We start from the raw sequence: 18,971 nt of genomic DNA, 5'->3' as shown, positions 1-18,971 counted from the left end.
CATGACGGTGGAGCTGAGCGACCAGGAGATGATGCGCTACAACCGCCAGATCGTGCTGCGCGGGTTTGACTTTGAGGGCCAGGAAGCGCTTAAGGCAGCCAATGTGCTGGTCGTCGGTCTCGGCGGGCTGGGCTGCGCTGCCGCGCAGTATCTTACGGCGGCGGGCGTGGGCAGGATGACGCTGTTGGATTTCGATACCGTCTCGGTGTCCAACCTGCAGCGCCAGACGCTGCACAGCGACGCGACGGTTGGCCAGCCGAAAGTGGACTCTGCCCGCACGGCGCTGGCGCGCATCAACCCCAACGTTCAGTTCACCCTGATTGACGCGATGCTGGATGACGACGCGCTGTTCGCGCAGATTGCGCAGCACGATCTGGTGCTCGACTGCACCGATAACGTCGCCGTCCGTAACCAGCTGAACGCGGGCTGTTTTGCCCACAAAACCCCGCTGGTCTCCGGCGCGGCGATCCGCATGGAGGGGCAAATCAGCGTCTTCACGTACGCGGATGGTGAACCCTGCTACCGCTGCCTGAGCCGTCTGTTTGGCGAGAATGCGCTGACCTGCGTCGAGGCGGGCGTGATGGCGCCACTCGTCGGCGTGATTGGCTCATTGCAGGCAATGGAAGCGATCAAAGTGCTGGCACACTACGGCACGCCTGCCGCGGGGAAAATCGTGATGTATGACGCGATGACCTGTCAGTTCCGCGAGATGAAGCTGATGCGCAATCCGGGGTGTGAGGTTTGCGGAGGTTAAAGCAAACGGCAACCTTCAGGTTGCCGTTTTAGTGTTTGCTCCCTCTCCCTGTGGGAGAGGGTTGGAGTGAGGGCATCAGGCCGCACCCGTCAGATAGACGTCCGTCCAAACGCCCCCTGCCAGTCCTGCTCAAACTTCACGATCGCGGCATCCACCGCAGGGGAAGTAATAAACTGCTGCGCGACGTCCAGCGGCAGCGTGATGGACTCGCACCCTGCCAGCAGGCAGTCCAGCGCCTGACGCGGGGTTTTAAAGCTCGCGGCCAGCACCTTTGACTGCGGCGCGTGCAGCGCCAACAGCTGCTGCAGTTCAATCACGGTCTGGATCCCGTCCCCGCCCTGCGCGTCCACGCGGTTAACGTAAGGGGCCACATACTCTGCTCCGGCCAGGGCGGACAGCATCCCCTGCGCGGCGCCGTACACCGCCGTGCCCAGCGTCGGGATCCCTTCCGCTTTCAGCATCTTAATCGCCGCCAGCCCTTCTGCGCTCACCGGCACCTTCACCACCAGGTCGTTAATGATAGCGCACAGCTTGCGCGCGTCTTCCACCATCCCTTCGGCGGTGGTTGCCATCACCTGCGCGAAGAGACGCCCCTTGCCGCCCAGCGCGTCGTGCAGCGCGGGCAGCAGCTCGTCGAGCGGCGTTTTACCGGCAGCAACGATGCTTGGGTTGGTGGTCACGCCCGCCAGCGGGAAGATACGCGCCAGCTTTTTGACTGCCGCAACGTCAGATGTGTCGAGATAAAGTTCCATGATGTCACCCTCAAAATTAGCCTGCACTTACCCTATCACGATAAAACCTGCTCAAGAGTTGACCTGCATCAAGATAACTTTCATTCGAAAGTCATTTAATCTTCATATGCAACTTGAGGGCAAAAATATGATCTTCAATATTCAGCGTTATTCCACCCACGACGGCCCCGGTATTCGTACCGTGGTGTTCCTGAAAGGCTGCTCGCTGGGCTGTCGCTGGTGCCAGAACCCGGAAAGCCGCTCGCGCAGCCGGGACGTGCTGTTTGACGCGCGCCTCTGTCTGGAAGGCTGCGACCTGTGCCAGCTGGCGGCACCGGGCTGTATCGAACGCGCGCTCAATGGCCTGGTCATCCGCCGCGAAAAGCTGAGTGAAGAGACGCTTAACGCCCTCACCGACTGCTGTCCAACGCAGGCGCTTACCGTCTGCGGTGAAGAGAAGCAGGTGGACGAGATCATGACCACCGTGCTGCGCGACAAACCCTTTTATGACCGCAGCGGCGGCGGGATCACCCTCTCCGGCGGCGAGCCGTTTATGAACCCGGAGCTGGCGCACGCCCTGTTCAAGGCCAGCCACGAACAGGGTATCCACACCGCCGTCGAAACCTGCCTTCACGTGCCGTGGCACTATATCGAGCCGTCATTACCGTACGTCGATCTGTTCCTTGCCGACCTTAAGCACGTCGATGGAGCGGTGTTCAAACAGTGGACCGACGGTTCGGCCAAACGGATCCTGGACAACCTGAAGCGCCTCGCCGCTGCCGGGAAAAAGATCACCATCCGCGTGCCGCTGATCCAGGGCTTTAACGCCGATGAAGCGTCCATCACAGCCATTACCAACTTCGCCGCCGACGAACTCGGCGTCGATGATATTCATTTTTTGCCGTATCACACGCTGGGCATGAACAAATACACCCTGCTCAGCCAACCTTACTCTGCCCCTGACAAACCGCTGGATAACCCTGCCCTGCTGGATTTCGCGCAGCAGTACGCCTGCCAGAAAGGGTTAACCGCGACCTTACGAGGATAAACCTATGACCACCCTGAATCTCAACACCCTCAGCGAACGTATTAAAGCGCATAAAATGGCGCTGGTGCATATCGTCAAGCCGCCGGTCTGTACCGAGCGCGCGCAGCATTACACCGAAATGTACCAGCAGCACATGGACAAGCCGATCCCGGTGCGTCGCGCCCTGGCGCTGGCACATCACCTGGCGGAACGCACCATCTGGATCAAGCACGACGAGCTGATTATCGGCAACCAGGCAAGCGAAGTGCGCGCCGCGCCGATTTTCCCGGAATATACCGTCTCCTGGATTGAGAAAGAGATTGACGATCTGGCGGACCGTCCGGGTGCGGGCTTCGCGGTGAGCGAAGAGAACAAGCGTGTGCTACATGAAATCTGCCCGTGGTGGCGCGGCCAGACGGTGCAGGACCGCTGCTACGGCATGTTCACCGACGAGCAGAAAGGCCTGCTGGAAACCGGCATCATCAAAGCCGAAGGCAACATGACCTCCGGCGACGCGCACCTGGCGGTAAACTTCCCGCTGGTGCTGGAGAAAGGTCTCGACGGCCTGCGCGCCAAAGTGGACGAGCGCCGCTCGCGCATCAACCTGACGGTGCTGGAAGACCTGCACGGCGATCAGTTCCTGAAGGCAATTGATATCGTGCTGGAAGCCGTCAGCCTGCACATCAAACGCTTCGCCGACCTGGCGCGTGAGATGGCGTCTACGGAAACCCGCGAAAGCCGCCGCGACGAGCTGCTGGCGATGGCGGAAAACTGCGACGTGATTGCCCACGAGCCGCCAAAAACCTTCTGGCAGGCGCTGCAGCTGTGCTACTTCATTCAGCTGATCCTGCAGATTGAGTCCAACGGCCACTCCGTCTCCTTCGCCCGTATGGACCAGTATCTCTATCCGTACTATCGCCGCGACGTGGAGCTGGACCAGAGCCTGGATCGCGAGCACGCCATCGAGCTGCTGCACAGCTGCTGGCTGAAGCTGCTGGAAGTGAACAAGATCCGCTCCGGCTCGCACTCCAAGGCCTCCGCCGGCAGCCCGCTGTACCAGAACGTTACCATTGGTGGTCAGAAGCTGGTCAACGGTGAGCCGATGGACGCGGTGAACCCGCTCTCCTACGCGATCCTGGAGTCCTGCGGTCGCCTGCGCTCCACCCAGCCAAACCTGAGCGTGCGCTATCACGCGGGCATGAGCAACGACTTCCTCGACGCCTGCGTGCAGGTGATCCGTTGCGGCTTCGGGATGCCGGCATTTAACAACGATGAAATCGTGATCCCGGAATTTATCAAGCTTGGCGTTGAGCGCGATGATGCCTACGACTACGCGGCCATCGGCTGTATCGAAACCGCGGTAGGCGGCAAGTGGGGCTACCGCTGCACCGGCATGAGCTTTATCAACTTCGCCCGCGTCATGCTGGCGGCGCTGGAAGGCGGCCGCGACGCCACCAGCGGCAAGGTGTTCCTGCCGCAGGAGAAAGCGCTCTCTGCCGGTAACTTCGATAACTTCGAGGAGGTGATGGCAGCGTGGGACAGCCAGATCCGCTACTACACCCGCAAATCCATCGAGATCGAGTACGTGGTGGATACCATGCTGGAAGAGAACGTCCACGATATTCTCTGCTCGGCGCTGGTGGACGACTGCATCGAGCGCGCGAAAAGCATTAAGCAGGGCGGCGCGAAGTATGACTGGGTCTCCGGCCTGCAGGTGGGTATCGCCAACCTCGGCAACAGCCTGGCAGCGGTGAAAAAGCTGGTCTTTGAGCAGGGCGCTATCGGTCAGCAGCAGCTGGCGGCGGCGCTGGCGGATGACTTCGACGGGCTGACCCACGAGCAGCTGCGCCAGCGCCTGATCAACGGCGCGCCGAAGTACGGCAACGACGACGACAGCGTGGACATGCTGCTGACACGCGCCTACCAGACCTACATTGAGGAGCTGAAGCAGTACCACAACCCGCGCTACGGCCGCGGCCCGATTGGCGGTAACTACTACGCGGGCACGTCGTCTATCTCCGCTAACGTGCCGTTCGGCGCGGCGACGATGGCGACGCCGGACGGACGTAAGGCGCATACCCCACTGGCGGAAGGGGCCAGCCCGGCCTCCGGTACCGACCACCTCGGCCCGACGGCGGTGATCGGCTCGGTCGGTAAACTGCCTACCGAGGCGATCCTGGGCGGCGTGCTGCTTAACCAGAAGCTGAACCCGTCGACGCTGGAAAACGACAGCGATCGCCAGAAGCTGATGGTACTGCTGCGTACCTTCTTCGAGGTGCATAAGGGCTGGCATATTCAGTACAACATCGTTTCGCGCGAAACGCTGCTGGAAGCGAAGAAGCACCCGGACCAGTACCGCGACCTGGTAGTGCGCGTGGCGGGTTACTCGGCGTTCTTCACCGCCCTGTCGCCGGATGCGCAGGACGATATTATCGCCCGTACTGAGCATACGCTGTAAGAAAACGCCCAGTGGCGCTGCGCTTACCGGGCCTACAGAATCTCCCCGTAGGCCGGGTAAGGCGAAGCCGCCACCCGGCTTTCTGACTTTCATTCGAAATTAAATTTGTGCTCCCCGTCACCTTGTTATTAGAATGTTTCAAAACGCAGTGACCCAGGAGCACAGTATGACCGTTAAAGTTATCGTCACCGATATGGACGGAACTTTCCTTGATGATGCCAAGCAGTACGATCGTGACCGCTTCCAGGCACAGTTTGAGCAGCTTAAAGCCCGCGATATTGAATTCGTTGTCGCCAGCGGCAACCAGTATTACCAGCTCATCTCCTTCTTCCCCGAGCTGAAAGAGCAGATTTCCTTCGTGGCGGAGAACGGCGCGCTGGTGTTCGATCACGGCGAACAGGTTTTCCACGGCGAGCTGACCCGCCATGAGTCGCAGATCGTTATTGGCGAACTGCTGAAAGACAAAGGGCTGAACTTTGTAGCCTGCGGGCTGGAGAGTGCCTACGTCAGCGACAAAGCCCCGGACGCCTTCGTGGCGCTGATGTCAAAGCACTATCACCGCTTAAAACGCATCAGCGATTACCGCGAAATCGACGACGTGCTGTTTAAGTTCTCCCTGAACCTGCCGGACAGCGATATCCCGAACCTGGTCGATAAACTGCACGTCTCCCTTGACGGCATCATGAAGCCGGTCACCAGCGGTTTCGGTTTTGTCGATTTGATTATCCCCGGCCTGCACAAAGCCAACGGCATTAGCCGCCTGCTGAAACGCTGGAAAATCTCCCCGCAGGAGTGCGTCGGCATTGGCGACAGCGGCAACGATGCCGAGATGCTGAAGCTGGTGAAATACTCTTTTGCGATGGGCAACGCGGCGCAGAGCATTAAAGACATTAGCCGCTACAGCACCGACGATAACAACCATCAGGGCGCGCTGAACGTCATTCAGGCCGTGCTCGACAACCACTCTCCTTTCGACGTCTGATCCTTTCCTCGCCGGAGCCCCGCTCCGGCCTCTCACTCTTTTTCCGACCTGTGGCTTGCGTCAAGTTTTTAAACTTGCATTAACTTATTTTTAACTTAAAGTATCACTTGTAGATATTTCTACTTTCGAATGAAAGATGAGAGGCAGTTATGACCTTTACCAGTGAAACCTTGCCAGCGGACCACAAAGCGGCAATCCGTCAGTTAAAACGTGAGTTACGCGCGCAGATCGGCGACGTGCAGGCGGTGTTCGATAAGCTCAGCGATAAAATCGCCACCCGCGTGGCGGAGATCAACGCCCTGAAAAATAAAGGCGAATCCGTCTGGCCGGTGATTCCGTTTGCCGATGTGAAAAACGGCACGATTACCGACGCTCAGCGCGAGGCCGTTAAGCGCCGCGGCTGCGCGGTGATTAAAGGTCACTTCCCCCGCGAGCAGGCGCTGGCGTGGGATCGGTCGATGCTCGACTACCTCGATCTGAACAAGTTTGACGAGGTATACAAAGGGCCGGGCGACAACTTCTTCGGCACCTTAACCGCCTCCCGTCCGGAGATTTACCCGATCTACTGGTCCCAGGCGCAAATGCAGGCGCGCCAGAGTGAAGCGATGGCGCAGGTGCAGTCGTTCCTGAACCGTTTATGGACTTTCGAGAGCAACGGTAAGCAGTGGTTTAACCCTGACGTCAGCGTGATTTATCCGGACCGCATTCGCCGCCGTCCGCCGGGAACCACCTCCAAAGGGCTGGGGGCGCATACCGATTCCGGCGCGCTGGAGCGCTGGCTGCTGCCGGCTTACCAGCAGGTGTTTGCCCGCGTGTTTGACGGCAACATCGAGAAATACGATCCGTGGAACGCCGCGCACCGTACTGAAGTGGAAGAGTACACCGTGGATAACACCACCAAGTGCTCGGTGTTCCGCACCTTCCAGGGCTGGGCGGCGCTGTCGGACATGATTCCCGGCCAGGGGCTGCTGCACGTGGTGCCGATCCCGGAAGCGATGGCCTACATTCTGCTGCGTCCGCTGCTGGACGACGTGCCGGAAGACGAACTCTGCGGCGTGGCGCCGGGGCGCGTGCTGCCGATTTCCGAGAAGTGGCACCCGCTGCTTGTCGAAGCATTGACCAGCATTCCGGCGCTGGAAGCCGGTGATTCCGTGTGGTGGCACTGCGACGTGATCCACTCCGTCGCGCCGGTGGAAAATCAGCAGGGCTGGGGCAACGTGATGTACATCCCCGCCGCGCCAATGTGCGAGAAGAACCTCGCCTATGCGAAAAAGGTCAAGGAAGCGCTGGAAACCGGCGCGTCGCCGGGAGACTTCCCGCGCGAGGATTATGAAAAAAGCTGGCAGGACCGTTTTACCGTGAACGATCTCAATATCCACGGCAAGCGCGCGCTGGGCATGGCTTAACTGTCGTACAGCCCTTCCCGCTCCACGGCGGTGCGTCGTTTCCCCTGACGTATCCGCCGTACCGACTCCCGCACGGCCAGCGTGCCGTTCAGCAGCAATGTCCCTACCGGGGCATCCGGGCGCATCAGCCGCTGCTGGAGCATATGCACCGCTTCCGTTCCCAGCTCGTCGCGGGGAACATGCACCGCCGTTAAGGGCACATCCTGAATCGCCGCCAGATTAAAGCCGTCAATGCTCATCACCGAGACGTCCTGCGGCACGCGCAGACCGTGATTTTGCAGCGCGCTGATGGTGCCTGCCGCCATAAAGTCCCCGCCTACCAGGAACGCCGTCGGCAGGTCTTTTCCCTTCTGTTGGTTAAGCCACTCGCTCACCAGTTGCTCCGTCTCTCTGGCGCTGAAGCTTGGCACCACCAGCAGGTCGCGCCTGTCGTTAAACCTGAGATTATGGGCGTGCCACGCGTCGCGGATCCCCGCCAGGCGCAGCTCCATGGTGTAGCGACGCAGGCACAGCACGTTCATCACCTCGCGGTGCCCCATCTCGAACAGGTACTCCGCCGCCCGCTCGCCAATAGCACGGTGATCCGGGGCAACGGCAGGCAGGCGCATGCGGCGGTCCCGGCAGTTAATCAGCATGCAGGGTTTCCCCACATCCACCGCCAGATCGTGGATATGCGGATCGTCGATACCGAGCAGAATGGCCGCCTGGGTATCCGGCTCGTTCATGCGTGCCAGAAAAATCTGGGCGTCGCTGTCGTTCTCCTCCAGCGCGCAGTAGCGCAGCCGAACCTCGTGCGAGGCAAGCCCTTTGCTCACGCTCTGGATCACGCGGTAGTAAAAGATGTCGGACCGCTCGTCGAAGGCACGCTGAGGGGCAAAAACCACCAGGCTGTTAAGCAGCAGACGCCCCGCCGCCATGCCGTCCATTACCCCCAGCTCCCGCGCGCACGCCAGCACCTTAGCCCGCGCCTTTTCGCTGGTATTCGCTTTGCCTGCCAGCACACGGGAAACCGTACTGATGGAGAGCTGGGTACGGGCGGCGATTTCGGTGATTTTTAGCCTTTTGTCCATTTTGTGATCTGGCTCCATTTGCGAAATGAAAAAATTTTCATAGCGTGTTCATCAGGCAATAACTGACATAAAGACCATCATGCCAGAGGGTTTACGTCAGTTATGAGAAATTTTGCACAAAATCCACTTTTGCCCTCTCATTTTCTTCCCTAAGGTGAACTTGTCACACAGCTTCCATACTAGTTGTATAGCAACTTAAGCATTCTAAGCGGATAGAAATCAAAGGCATAACAATCTGTGTGACACCTGAACCTCCGTCCCCTTACCGTCCGTCTTGTGGAGAGTAAAATGAGTCAGGACATCACTAACACCGTTGCGACAAGCAAAACCCGTCGCGTCATTAAGAATTTGCGCTGGTACGTGCTGGTGCTGTTTTTACTTGGCGTCACCGTTAACTACATCACCCGTAACTCACTGGGGATCCTCGCCCCGGAACTGAAAGAGAGCCTCGGGATCACCACCGAGCAGTACTCCTGGATAGTCGGCGCGTTTCAGATCGCTTACACCATTTTCCAGCCCCTGTGCGGCTGGCTGATTGACGTTATCGGCCTGAAGATTGGCTTTATGGTCTGCGCCGGGATCTGGGCACTGATGTGTATCTTCCACGCGGGTGCCGGAAGCTGGCTGCACCTGGCGATTCTGCGCTTCTTTATGGGCGCTTCCGAAGCTGCCGCCACGCCAGCGAACGCCAAAACCATCGGTGAATGGTTCCCGAAATCAGAGCGTCCCGTTGCCGCCGGCTGGGCAGGCGTGGGCTTCTCCATCGGCGCGATGCTGGCTCCGCCTATCATCTACTTTGCTCACGCGTCGTTCGGCTGGCAGGGCGCGTTTATGTTTACCGGCGTGCTGGCGCTGCTGTGGGTGATCCTGTGGTGGGCATTCTACCACAACCCGGAACAGCACCCGAACCTGAGCCGCGACGAGCTGGCGTTTATCAAACAGGATAACGAACCCGCACCGGTCAAGCTGCCCTTCCTGACCGCGCTGAAAACCGTCTCGAAAAACAAACGCTTCTACGGTATCGCCATCCCGGCCTTTATGGCAGAACCCGCCTGGGCGGTGCTGAGCTTCTGGGTGCCCCTGTACCTCGCCAAAGAGCACGGCATGGACCTGAAGCAGATTGCGATGTTTGCCTGGCTGCCGTTCCTGGCCGCCGACCTCGGCAGCGTGGCGAGCGGCTACCTGACGCGTCTGTACACCCGCTGGTTCGGCTGCTCCCGCGTGAACTCGGTGGTGGCAAGCTCCGTCACCGGCGCGTTTCTGATGATTTCTCTGGCCATCGTCGCCGTGACCCGCGACCCGTATATCACCATCGTGCTGATCTCCATCGGCGGCTTCGGGCACCAGATCATCTCCTGCATGCTGAGTGCCCTGGTCGTGGAGTCGTTTGACAAAGGCCAGATGGCGACCGTCAACGGCATGCGCGGCTCGGCGGCGTGGATCGCCAGCTTCCTGTTCTCGCTATTAATCGGGGTGACCGCCGACAAAATCGGCTTCAACCCGCTCTTTATTGCCATGGGCTTTTTTGACCTGATTGGCGCTCTCTTCCTGGTGGCATTTATTGCTGAACGTCGCGCCAAGCGCGCCTGATAGTGGATGTATTGCATATGAAAACCCTGAAAAACTGGACCGTTGATAAGCAGTCTGCGAATCATCTGGAGCTGCTGGTCGATAATCAGCACCGCCTGTGCCTGTACGTGCTGGAACAGAACCTGTTCCGCGTGCTGATTAAGCGCAAAGGCGAGCTGGCGCTGGACCGCACCTGGAGTATCGCCCCGGAACAGGACGTGCCGTGGGAAGGCCGCCGTCGTGACGACATAAGCGGTTTCTCCTGCCCGGCCTGGATCCTGACGCAGCAGGATGACGCAGTGACGGTGGCAACCGAGCAGCTGCGCGTCACCGTCCACCAGCCCCTGTGGCTGGAGTGGCACTACCGTAATGATGCGGGCGAATGGCAGCCGCTGGTCCAGGATCGCCCGACCAGCGCCTACCTGCTGAACGCCCACGGCGACGGCGTGGCGCACTATCTCAGCCGCCGTAAGGACGAGCGTTTTTACGGCCTGGGTGAGAAAGCGGGCGATCTGCAGCGCAACGGCAAACGCTACGAGATGCGTAACCTGGACGCGATGGGTTACAACGCCGCCAGCACCGACCCGCTCTACAAGCACATTCCGTTCACCCTTACCCGCCGCGACGACGTGAGCTACGGCCTGTTCTACGACAACCTGAGCAGTTGCTGGCTGGATCTGGGCAACGAGATCGACAACTATCACACCGCCTATCGCCGCTGGCAGGCAGAAGCGGGCGATATTGATTACTACCTCTTTACCGGCGCGCGCGCGCTGGACGTCACCAAAGCCTTCGTGCGCCTGACCGGGAAGACGCTGTTCGGACCGAAATGGAGCCTGGGCTACAGCGGCTCGACCATGCACTACACCGACGCGCCGGACGCGCAAAACCAGCTGATGAACTTCATCCGCCTGTGCGAAGAGCACGCCATTCCGTGCGATTCGTTCCAGCTCTCGTCCGGCTATACCTCCATCAACGGCAAGCGCTACGTCTTCAACTGGAACTACGACAAAGTGCCGCAGCCGAAGGCGATGAGCCAGGCCTTCCACGACGCGGGACTTAAGCTTGCGGCCAATATCAAGCCGTGCCTGCTGCAGGATCATCCCCGCTATACGGAAGTGGCGGAGAGCGGCCTGTTCATCCGTGATTCAGAAACCGATGCGCCTGAACGCTCCAGCTTCTGGGATGACGAAGGCTCACACCTCGACTTCACCAACCCGCAGACGGTGCAGTGGTGGCAGAACGGCGTGACCACGCAGTTGCTGGAGATGGGTATCGACTCCACCTGGAACGACAATAACGAGTATGAAGTGTGGGACGGGGAAGCCCGCTGCTTTGGCTTCGGCAAGGAGATCGCCATCAAGCATATTCGCCCGGTGATGCCGCTGCTGATGATGCGCGCCTCGCTGGAAGCGCAGCAGCGCTTTGCGCCGGAAAAACGCCCGTATCTCATCTCCCGCTCCGGCTGCGCCGGGATGCAGCGCTACGTTCAGACCTGGAGCGGCGACAACCGCACTAACTGGGACACCCTGCGCTATAACATCCACATGGGGCTGGGCATGAGCCTGTCCGGATTATTCAACGTCGGTCACGACGTGGGCGGTTTCTCCGGCGACAAGCCGGACGCCGAGCTGTTCGTGCGCTGGGTGCAGAACGGCGTAATGCACCCGCGCTTTACCATTCACTCGTGGAACGATGACCATACGGTGAACGAGCCGTGGATGTATCCGGGCGTCACGCCTGCCATTCGCGGCGCGATTGAGCTGCGCTACCGCCTGCTGCCGTATCTCTACACCCTGCTCTGGCAGGCGCACGCCGACGACGAGCCGATGCTGCGCCCGACCTTCCTCGACCACGAGCACGACGCGCAGACCTTCGAAGAGTGCGATGACTTCCTGCTGGGCCGCGACCTGCTGGTCGCCAGCGTCGTCGAAGCCGGGCAGCGCGAGCGCCGCGTCTGGCTGCCAGATAACAAAACGGGCTGGTACGATTTTTACACCCACGCGTGGTATGCGGGCGGGCAATCCATCGTCCTTGATGCGCCGCTGGAAAAACTGCCGCTGCTGGTGCGCGCCGGGGCCGGTCTGCCGCTGAGCGAGCGCATCACGCATGTGAGTGCTGAAAAAGATACGACCCGCGAGCTGAAGCTGTTCCCGGTTAAAGGCGTCGGCACAACCACGGGGCTGCTGTTTGAGGACGACGGTGAAAGCTGGGGCTATCAGAAGGGCAATGCGCTGTGGGTGGAATGGGAAATGGAGTGTGATGGCGCAACCATCAACCTGAAGGTCAACGCGCGCGGGGATTATCGTCCGGCGTGGAAGGCGCTTAAGGTGTCGTTACCTGCGGGGGAAAAACGTACGCTGCGGGTGAACGGGGTTGAAGCGAGCGAGTGGGTGGTGTAGTGCGGCCAGATGCCCTCACCCTAACCCTCTCCTACGGGGAGAGGGGATAAAGGCACGACGCCTTTCCCTAAGTATTTCGCGCTGCAGGAAGGCGGCAAACCTGTGAATCCCCGGGAGCTTACATAAGTAAGTGACCGGGGTGAACAGGTGCAGCCAACGCATCTGCAGCGTGAAAGACGACGGGAAATTAGCCGTCGATACCTTTGCTGCGCAGGTAATCTTCGTAGTTACCGGTGAAGTCCACCACGCGCTCTGGCGTAATTTCGATCACGCGGGTCGCCAGTGAGCTGACGAACTCTCGGTCGTGAGAGACGAAGATCAGGGTGCCCTGATACATCTCCAGCGCCATGTTCAGCGATTCGATCGATTCCATGTCCAGGTGGTTGGTCGGTTCGTCCATCACCAGGATATTCGGTTTTTCCATCATCAGCTTGCCGAACAGCATGCGGCCTTTTTCACCACCGGAGAGCACTTTGGCGGGCTTTTTGATGTCGTCCTGGCTAAACAGCAGACGCCCCAGAATGCTGCGCACCGCCTGCTCGTCGTCACCTTCCTGCTTCCACTGGCTCATCCAGTCGAAGACGGTCAAATCGTTTTCGAACTCGTATTCATGGTCCTGCGCGTAGTAGCCAATCTGCGCGTTCTCGGACCACTTCACGGTGCCGTTGTCCGGCTGCAGTTCACCCACCAGGGTTTTCAGCAGGGTAGATTTACCCACGCCGTTGGCGCCCAGAATGGCAATCTTCTCACCCACTTCCAGCAGCAGGTTGAAGTTTTTAAACAGCGGGCCTTCATCAAAGCCTTTGGTAAGGGCTTCCACTTCCAGCGCGTTACGGAACAGCTTCTTGTCCTGCTCGAAGCGGATGAACGGGTTCTGACGGCTGGAGGCTTTAACCTCTTCCAGCTTGATTTTGTCGATCTGACGCGCACGCGAGGTTGCCTGACGGGATTTAGAGGCGTTGGCGCTGAAGCGGCTGACGAAGGACTGCAGGTCCGCAATCTGCGCTTTCTTCTTGGCGTTATCTGCCAGCAGACGCTCGCGCGCCTGGGTGGCCGCCGTCATGTACTCGTCGTAGTTGCCCGGATAAACGCGCAGCTCGCCGTAGTCCAGATCCGCCATGTGCGTACAGACCATGTTCAGGAAGTGACGGTCGTGCGAGATGATGATCATGGTGCTGTCGCGGTCGTTCAGCGTCTGCTCCAGCCAGCGGATGGTGTCGATATCCAGGTTGTTCGTTGGTTCGTCGAGCAGCAGGATGTCCGGGTTAGAGAACAGCGCCTGCGCCAGCAGCACGCGCAGCTTCCAGCCTGGCGCGACTTCGCTCATCGGGCCGTAATGTTGTTCAACCGGAATACCGACGCCCAGCAGCAGTTCGCCCGCACGCGCTTCCGCAGAGTAGCCGTCCATTTCGCCGTACTGCGTTTCCAGATCGGCCACTTTATAGCCGTCTTCTTCGCTCATTTCGGCGAGACCGTAGATACGATCGCGCTCCTGCTTCACTTCCCACAGCTCCGCGTGCCCCATGATCACGGTGTCGAGCACGGTGAACTCTTCGAAGGCGAACTGATCCTGACGCAGCTTACCGATACGCTCGTTCGGATCGAGCGACACGTTGCCCAGCGTCGGCTCTAAATCGCCGCCGAGGATCTTCATAAAGGTGGATTTTCCGCTACCGTTGGCACCAATCAGGCCGTAACGGTTGCCGCCGCCAAATTTGACGGAAATGTTTTCGAACAGCGGCTTACTGCCAAACTGCATAGTGACGTTGCTGGTAACTAACACGGAGAGATTCCTGCGAAAAGTGTGATAAACACGGCATTATGCCACAATTCCGAATTGAGATCCCGTGTTGCGGCAATCCACTAAACTTTAACAAAATCGAAAAAAATGTGATTTCGTACACATCTGAATTCCCTGTTAGCGGGAATGCACATATAATGCGCTCCCATCACAGATTCAGACTTATCAACTCATCGCCTGAATGGCTTAGATACCTCGCACAACATGAACATGAAATTAACAACGCTTTTTGCGGCGGCGTTAGCCGTAGTAGGTTTTTGTAAGACCGCGTCTGCGGTGACGTATCCCCTGCCGACAGACGGAAGCCGTCTGGTGGGTCAAAACCAGGTGGTGACGGTGCCTGAGGGTAACTCTCAGCCGCTGGAGTATTTCGCCGCGCAGTACCAGCTGGGCCTGTCCAACATGCTGGAAGCGAACCCGGGCGTTGACCCGTATCTGCCAAAAGCAGGTACCGTGCTGAATATTCCTCAGCAGCTGATCCTGCCGGATACCGTTCATGAAGGCATCGTGATTAACAGCGCCGAAATGCGTCTGTATTACTACCCGAAAGGCACCAACACCGTTATCGTGCTGCCAATCGGTATCGGCCAGCTGGGTAAAGACACCCCGCTGAACTGGACCACCAAAGTAGAGCGTAAGAAAGCAGGCCCAACCTGGACGCCGACGGCAAAAATGCACGCGGAATACATCGCTGCGGGCGAGCCGCTGCCCGCCGTTGTGCCAGCCGGCCCGGATAACCCGATGGGCCTGTACGCGCTGTACATTGGTCGTCTGTACGCCATCCACGGCACCAACGCCAACTTCGGTATCGGCCTGCGCGTGAGCCACGGCTGCGTGCGCCTGCGTAACGACGACATCAAGTTCCTGTTCGAAAACGTGCCGGTCGGTACGCGCGTGCAGTTCATCAACGAACCGGTGAAAGCGACGTCTGAGCCAGACGGCAGCCGCTACATCGAAGTGCACAACCCGCTCTCTACCAGCGAAGACCAGATCAACAACAACGAGATCGTGCCGATTACGCTGAACAGCGCGGTGCAGGCCGTGACCTCTCAGCCAGACGTGGAAACCACCATCGTCGACCAGGCGATTCAGAACCGTTCCGGTATGCCGGTGCGTCTGAACTAATCACGCGCATCAAAAAAGCGGGCCTCGAGGCCCGCTTTTTTTATCCGTTATTCACGATCACAATCCCGCCGTGGTCGTAGCGATAGTGGCAGTGGGCATACTCCAGCGGCGTGCCATCTTCCAGATAAATGACCTGCTCCACCTCCAGCACCGGATCGGTTTCCTCACAGACCAGATGCTCTCTGTCCAGCGCGCTGGGCTTTAGCGCCCGCACGACCCGGTATGACCCCATAATTTTCAGCCCCAGGGTTTCCTGAACGTACTGAAAGACTGACCCTTCAAGGTGGTTTTTCGTCAGGCCCGGCACCAGATTCATCGGCATCGCCGTGGAATCCAGCGACATCGGTTCGCCGTTCAGCAAGCGCAGGCGAATGAAGTCGTAGATCGGCGCATCGGCGTTAATCATCAGCGACGCCTGCTCTTTTTCGTTCGGGAAGCGCAGTTCGAAATGCACCACCTGGCTGGTAACCGTGCCCAGATGCGCCCAGGTTTTGGTCGCGCCAAAGTAGTCGCTGCCGGAGAGATCCCACTGCGAGAGCTGGAGGAAGTTTTTGCGGATGAACGTCCCCTGCCCCTGACGGGTGTAGACCAGCCCTTCGACGATCAGCTGGCGCATCGCCTGCTGAATAGTCATCCGGCTGGTGCTGAACTCCGCCGCCAGTGCAAACTGGTCCGGCAGGGGTTCGTTGGCGGCGTACTGCTGGCTGATAATGCGTTTCTTAATTTCCCGCGCTATGGTGATGTACTTCGCCGCCATCGTCCTTCCTTTCTGTTAGTTTTCTATCCCGCTGTTTTTCAAGGCCACTCGCTCGGCAATTTTGAGGAAAGGCAGGTAGAAGAATACACCAAATACGATGATTGCCAACTGGACCACCACGGCGCGCCAGTCCCCCGCCGTCGCCAGCCAGGCGCTGAGGATCGGCGGCGTGGTCCACGGGATCATCACCACGCAGCGGGACATTAACCCCAGCGTGGTGCAGAGCCAGGCGAAGTAAATGCCGATGGCGGGCAGCAGCACAAACGGGATCATCAGCGGCAGGTTAAAGACGATCGGCAGGCCGAAAATCACCGGCTCGTTGATGTTGAATAAGCCAGGTGCCAACGACAGACGCGCCACCTGCTTCGCCGATTGTTGCCGCGAGAAGATAAAGATGGCGATCAGCAGCGAGATCGTGCTGCCCGTACCGCCCACCATGCCAAACGTCGGCACGAAAATGTTGTTGATGATGTGCGGGATCGGCTGACCGTTGGCGAAGGCCAGCATGTTCTCGTTGGTGTTAATCAGCAGAAACGGCTCCAGCACCACGCTGTTGACCACCGACTGATGAATACCGAGCGTGAACAGGAAGTTGCCGAAGCTGTAGATGAAAATCGTCCCCGGCAGGCTGGTGTTGATCAGCCGCAGCGGCTGCTGGATAAAGGTCGTAATGAGATGGATCAGATCCGTATGCAGCACGTTCGCCAGCAGCGCCGCCAGCACGGCGAACACCGACAAGGTAAGAATGGTTGGGATCAGCGCGGTAAAGGATTTGCTCACCGCCGGGGGCACGTTTTCCCCCAGCGAAATGTGCAGCGCCTTCAGCCGCGAAATGGCGATGAACAGCTCGGTGGAAAGCAGGCCAATCAGCACCCCGGCGAAGATCCCGGTGGAGCCGATATTGGCGAACGTCAGCACCTGCGTCACGCTGACCGGAGCGTCGCTGCCAACGGGCGTAACCTGTAAGCGCATCGGCATCATGATGATAAAGCTGCTGACGGCGATAACCACTGCCGAGACCGGATTGTCGAAATCTTTGTTGCGCGCCAGCGACCAGGCAATCATCGGCGCCAGCAGCAGCGCGGCGATGTTCAGCGTGCCGTTAATAATCGCCTCGCCCCACACCTTAAACTGTGTGAGCGTGTCGCCCTCAAAAATCCACGGGAACACCACGTTGTTCACCAGCACCGCCAGACCGGCGAGGATGAAAATCGGCATCACCGTGGCGAAGGCGTCGCGCAGGGAGCGCAGGTGCACCTGGTTTGCCAGGCGCGCCGAGAACTCAACAAATTTGTCGACAAAAGACTGCATGTGCGGTGTTATTTTTGCTTCAGACATAGCGGAGTGTTCCCATCAATCAGTCACAAAAACGGCCCGGCAGCGTACGGCTTACATCTCGCGTCCGTTGGTATGGATAACCTGTTTTAACCACGCGTAGCTCTTCTTCGGCACGCGCTTAAGGTCTTTCAGGTCATGATTCTCGCGGTTGACATAGACCACGCCGTAGCGCTTACGCATGTCCCCCTGCGAGCTGAGAATGTCAATTAACCCCCAGCCGAGATAGCCAATGACCTCTGCGCCATCCTCGAACATGGCTTCCTTCATGGCCTCGATATGCGCCCGGTGGTAGTCGATGCGGTAGGTGTCCTCAATCGGGTTGATCCCGTCCCAGGACTCAATCACCCCAATACCGTTTTCAATCGGGAAGACCGGCATGCGCCAGTCGTTGGCATAACGCGTGATGATGGTGCGAAAACCGAGCGGGTCGATCTGCCAGTTCCACTCGGTGGCCTTCAGGTACGGGTTATTTTTCTCACCGTGCAGCAGGTAATAGTTGACCGGCGTGCCTTCCGGGATCGCATCGCTGTCCAGCGTTTTGCTGGCGTAGTAGCTGAAGGCCATAAAGTCATTTTTCGTGCGGGCAAACAGAGCGAGATCGTCGGCGCGATAGATATCACCGAAGCCCTCCTGCTCTACCACCGCCATCACCGCCGGGCTGTAGCCCTGACCGGCAAAGACGCGCAGCAGGTTCTGGTTGAGGAATTCGTCATACTGCTGGGCGCAGAAGATATCGCGCGGCTTGCAGGTGGCCGGATAGATCAGCTGGTGTGCCAGCATGCCGCCCATTAGCTGACCCGGTTTCGTCTGGTGCAGGTATTCGGTCAGCGACATGTGCGCCACCATCGCATGGTGCTGAAGCTCATACAGCTCGCGCAGGGTTTTCTCGCCTTTCATATAGCCGGAAATGCGGAACGCTTCCGGCATATGGAAGATGTTCTGCTCGTTAAAGGTCAGCCAGTACTTTACCCGGTCGCCGAAGCAGTCGATCATCTTTTTGCCGTAGCGGATAAAAGCCTCCACCACGCGGCGATCGTTGAAGCCGTTGTACTCCTGCGCCAGCGCCAGCGGCATGTCGAAGTGGTAGAGGCAGACCATCGGCTCGATGCCGCGGGCGATGAGATCGTCAATAAAGCGGTCGTAAAAGGCGATGCCCTCGTCGTTGAACGCGCCGTCGCCCTGCGGGCAGACGCGGCTCCAGGAGATCTGGAAGCGGTAGCAGTTCATGCCCAGATCCTGCATCAGGTCGAAATCTTCCCGGTAGCGGTGGTAGGAGTCGGTGGCCACTTTCCAGTCGGAGATGTTTTCTCCAGCTTCGCGAATGTCGTACACCGACATCCCCTTTCCGCCCACATTCCAGGCCCCTTCCGTCTGCATGCTCGACACCGAGTTGCCCCATAAGAAGTTGGCTGGCAGTGATTGATTCATGGTTGCCTCCTATATGACTAGTCATTTAAATGATATGACTAGTCATATAGTCGGAGATGAAATTTCGATCAAAGGGGAGGAACGATTTTTGTGAGATGGGTTTGAATAATGACGAGGGATGTC

At 58.8% G+C, this 18,971-nt stretch carries 14 protein-coding genes; 8 read left to right on the top strand and 6 right to left on the bottom strand.

Translation table 11 applies throughout. The features are described from left to right. The first annotated feature begins 1 nt into the window (after position 1). On the top strand, positions 2-754 hold the full coding sequence (gene moeB, locus IM273_RS03905) for a molybdopterin-synthase adenylyltransferase MoeB (RefSeq protein WP_193050357.1): 753 nt from the start codon (positions 2-4) through the stop codon (positions 752-754). Between the two features lie 89 nt (positions 755-843). Here moeB and fsa read toward each other — a convergent pair whose 3' ends face one another. Further along, the gene (fsa, locus tag IM273_RS03900; RefSeq protein ID WP_193050356.1) at positions 844-1,506 is read right to left on the bottom strand and encodes a fructose-6-phosphate aldolase; all 663 of its coding nucleotides are present in this window, start codon (positions 1,504-1,506) and stop codon (positions 844-846) included. Positions 1,507-1,633: 127 nt separating this feature from the next. On the opposite strand from fsa, the gene IM273_RS03895 reads away from it, so the two are divergent. From IM273_RS03895 to IM273_RS03880, 4 genes are all read left to right on the top strand, one after another. Then, complete coding sequence (locus tag IM273_RS03895; RefSeq protein WP_193050355.1) at positions 1,634-2,533, top strand: glycyl-radical enzyme activating protein; 900 nt, start codon at positions 1,634-1,636, stop codon at positions 2,531-2,533. A gap of 4 nt (positions 2,534-2,537) precedes the next feature. Continuing rightward, the gene (locus tag IM273_RS03890) at positions 2,538-4,970 is read left to right on the top strand and encodes a formate C-acetyltransferase/glycerol dehydratase family glycyl radical enzyme (protein WP_045630937.1); all 2,433 of its coding nucleotides are present in this window, start codon (positions 2,538-2,540) and stop codon (positions 4,968-4,970) included. Positions 4,971-5,136: 166 nt separating this feature from the next. Beyond that, positions 5,137-5,952 carry a Cof-type HAD-IIB family hydrolase gene (locus tag IM273_RS03885; RefSeq protein ID WP_126326649.1) on the top strand — a complete coding sequence of 272 codons (816 nt, stop codon included), beginning with the start codon at positions 5,137-5,139 and terminating at the stop codon, positions 5,950-5,952. 149 nt (positions 5,953-6,101) lie between these two features. After that, the gene (locus tag IM273_RS03880; RefSeq protein ID WP_193050354.1) at positions 6,102-7,358 is read left to right on the top strand and encodes a DUF1479 domain-containing protein; all 1,257 of its coding nucleotides are present in this window, start codon (positions 6,102-6,104) and stop codon (positions 7,356-7,358) included. Here the strand turns inward: IM273_RS03880 and IM273_RS03875 are convergent. Beyond that, positions 7,355-8,428, bottom strand: coding sequence for a LacI family DNA-binding transcriptional regulator (locus tag IM273_RS03875; protein WP_047368158.1), 1,074 nt, complete (start codon positions 8,426-8,428; stop codon positions 7,355-7,357). The two genes, IM273_RS03880 and IM273_RS03875, sit on opposite strands and share 4 nt — an antisense overlap. Positions 8,429-8,716: 288 nt before the next feature. Between IM273_RS03875 and IM273_RS03870 the strand changes: the two genes are divergently transcribed. Both IM273_RS03870 and IM273_RS03865 read left to right on the top strand, forming a co-directional pair. Further along, on the top strand, positions 8,717-10,018 hold the full coding sequence (locus tag IM273_RS03870) for an MFS transporter (protein WP_193050353.1): 1,302 nt from the start codon (positions 8,717-8,719) through the stop codon (positions 10,016-10,018). Between the two features lie 17 nt (positions 10,019-10,035). After that, the gene (locus tag IM273_RS03865) at positions 10,036-12,399 is read left to right on the top strand and encodes a TIM-barrel domain-containing protein (RefSeq protein ID WP_193050352.1); all 2,364 of its coding nucleotides are present in this window, start codon (positions 10,036-10,038) and stop codon (positions 12,397-12,399) included. A 187-nt stretch (positions 12,400-12,586) separates the two neighbouring features. Here IM273_RS03865 and IM273_RS03860 read toward each other — a convergent pair whose 3' ends face one another. Beyond that, positions 12,587-14,182 carry an ABC-F family ATPase gene (locus tag IM273_RS03860; RefSeq protein WP_041910703.1) on the bottom strand — a complete coding sequence of 532 codons (1,596 nt, stop codon included), beginning with the start codon at positions 14,180-14,182 and terminating at the stop codon, positions 12,587-12,589. Between the two features lie 222 nt (positions 14,183-14,404). On the opposite strand from IM273_RS03860, the gene ldtB reads away from it, so the two are divergent. Then, positions 14,405-15,325, top strand: a complete 921-nt coding sequence (gene ldtB, locus IM273_RS03855; protein ID WP_049119881.1) for a L,D-transpeptidase — start codon at positions 14,405-14,407, stop codon at positions 15,323-15,325. 40 nt (positions 15,326-15,365) lie between these two features. On the opposite strand, the gene IM273_RS03850 is transcribed toward ldtB, so the two are convergent. The 3 genes from IM273_RS03850 to IM273_RS03840 are packed head-to-tail and all read right to left on the bottom strand — an operon-like array spanning position 15,366 to position 18,848. Continuing rightward, complete coding sequence (locus IM273_RS03850; protein WP_193050351.1) at positions 15,366-16,082, bottom strand: GntR family transcriptional regulator; 717 nt, start codon at positions 16,080-16,082, stop codon at positions 15,366-15,368. Between the two features lie 15 nt (positions 16,083-16,097). Then, positions 16,098-17,420 (bottom strand): PTS sugar transporter subunit IIC, encoded by a 1,323-nt coding sequence (locus IM273_RS03845; RefSeq protein WP_193050350.1) that lies wholly within the window; start codon positions 17,418-17,420, stop codon positions 16,098-16,100. A 51-nt stretch (positions 17,421-17,471) separates the two neighbouring features. Then, entirely contained in the window at positions 17,472-18,848 is a 1,377-nt protein-coding gene (locus tag IM273_RS03840) for a glycoside hydrolase family 1 protein (RefSeq protein WP_193050349.1), read from the bottom strand. Positions 18,849-18,971: the final 123 nt, after the last annotated feature.

The sequence above is a fragment of the Enterobacter cloacae complex sp. P13B genome, from assembly GCF_014895915.1.
GTDB lineage: Bacteria > Pseudomonadota > Gammaproteobacteria > Enterobacterales > Enterobacteriaceae > Enterobacter > Enterobacter bugandensis.
Note: the sequence above shows the minus strand (reverse complement) of the source record. Positions and strands in the feature narration are given on the sequence as shown.

Excerpts from the sequence above, each read along its gene's own strand:
- IM273_RS03850 (WP_193050351.1), bottom strand. The coding sequence starts at position 16,082 with ATGGCGGCGAAGTACATCACCATAGCGCGGGAAATTAAGAAACGCATT.
- IM273_RS03880 (WP_193050354.1), top strand. The coding sequence starts at position 6,102 with ATGACCTTTACCAGTGAAACCTTGCCAGCGGACCACAAAGCGGCAATC.
- IM273_RS03840 (WP_193050349.1), bottom strand. The coding sequence starts at position 18,848 with ATGAATCAATCACTGCCAGCCAACTTCTTATGGGGCAACTCGGTGTCG.
- fsa (WP_193050356.1), bottom strand. The coding sequence starts at position 1,506 with ATGGAACTTTATCTCGACACATCTGACGTTGCGGCAGTCAAAAAGCTG.
- IM273_RS03895 (WP_193050355.1), top strand. The coding sequence starts at position 1,634 with ATGATCTTCAATATTCAGCGTTATTCCACCCACGACGGCCCCGGTATT.
- IM273_RS03845 (WP_193050350.1), bottom strand. The coding sequence starts at position 17,420 with ATGTCTGAAGCAAAAATAACACCGCACATGCAGTCTTTTGTCGACAAA.
- IM273_RS03890 (WP_045630937.1), top strand. The coding sequence starts at position 2,538 with ATGACCACCCTGAATCTCAACACCCTCAGCGAACGTATTAAAGCGCAT.
- IM273_RS03870 (WP_193050353.1), top strand. The coding sequence starts at position 8,717 with ATGAGTCAGGACATCACTAACACCGTTGCGACAAGCAAAACCCGTCGC.
- ldtB (WP_049119881.1), top strand. The coding sequence starts at position 14,405 with ATGAACATGAAATTAACAACGCTTTTTGCGGCGGCGTTAGCCGTAGTA.
- IM273_RS03885 (WP_126326649.1), top strand. The coding sequence starts at position 5,137 with ATGACCGTTAAAGTTATCGTCACCGATATGGACGGAACTTTCCTTGAT.
- IM273_RS03865 (WP_193050352.1), top strand. The coding sequence starts at position 10,036 with ATGAAAACCCTGAAAAACTGGACCGTTGATAAGCAGTCTGCGAATCAT.
- moeB (WP_193050357.1), top strand. The coding sequence starts at position 2 with ATGACGGTGGAGCTGAGCGACCAGGAGATGATGCGCTACAACCGCCAG.
- IM273_RS03875 (WP_047368158.1), bottom strand. The coding sequence starts at position 8,428 with ATGGACAAAAGGCTAAAAATCACCGAAATCGCCGCCCGTACCCAGCTC.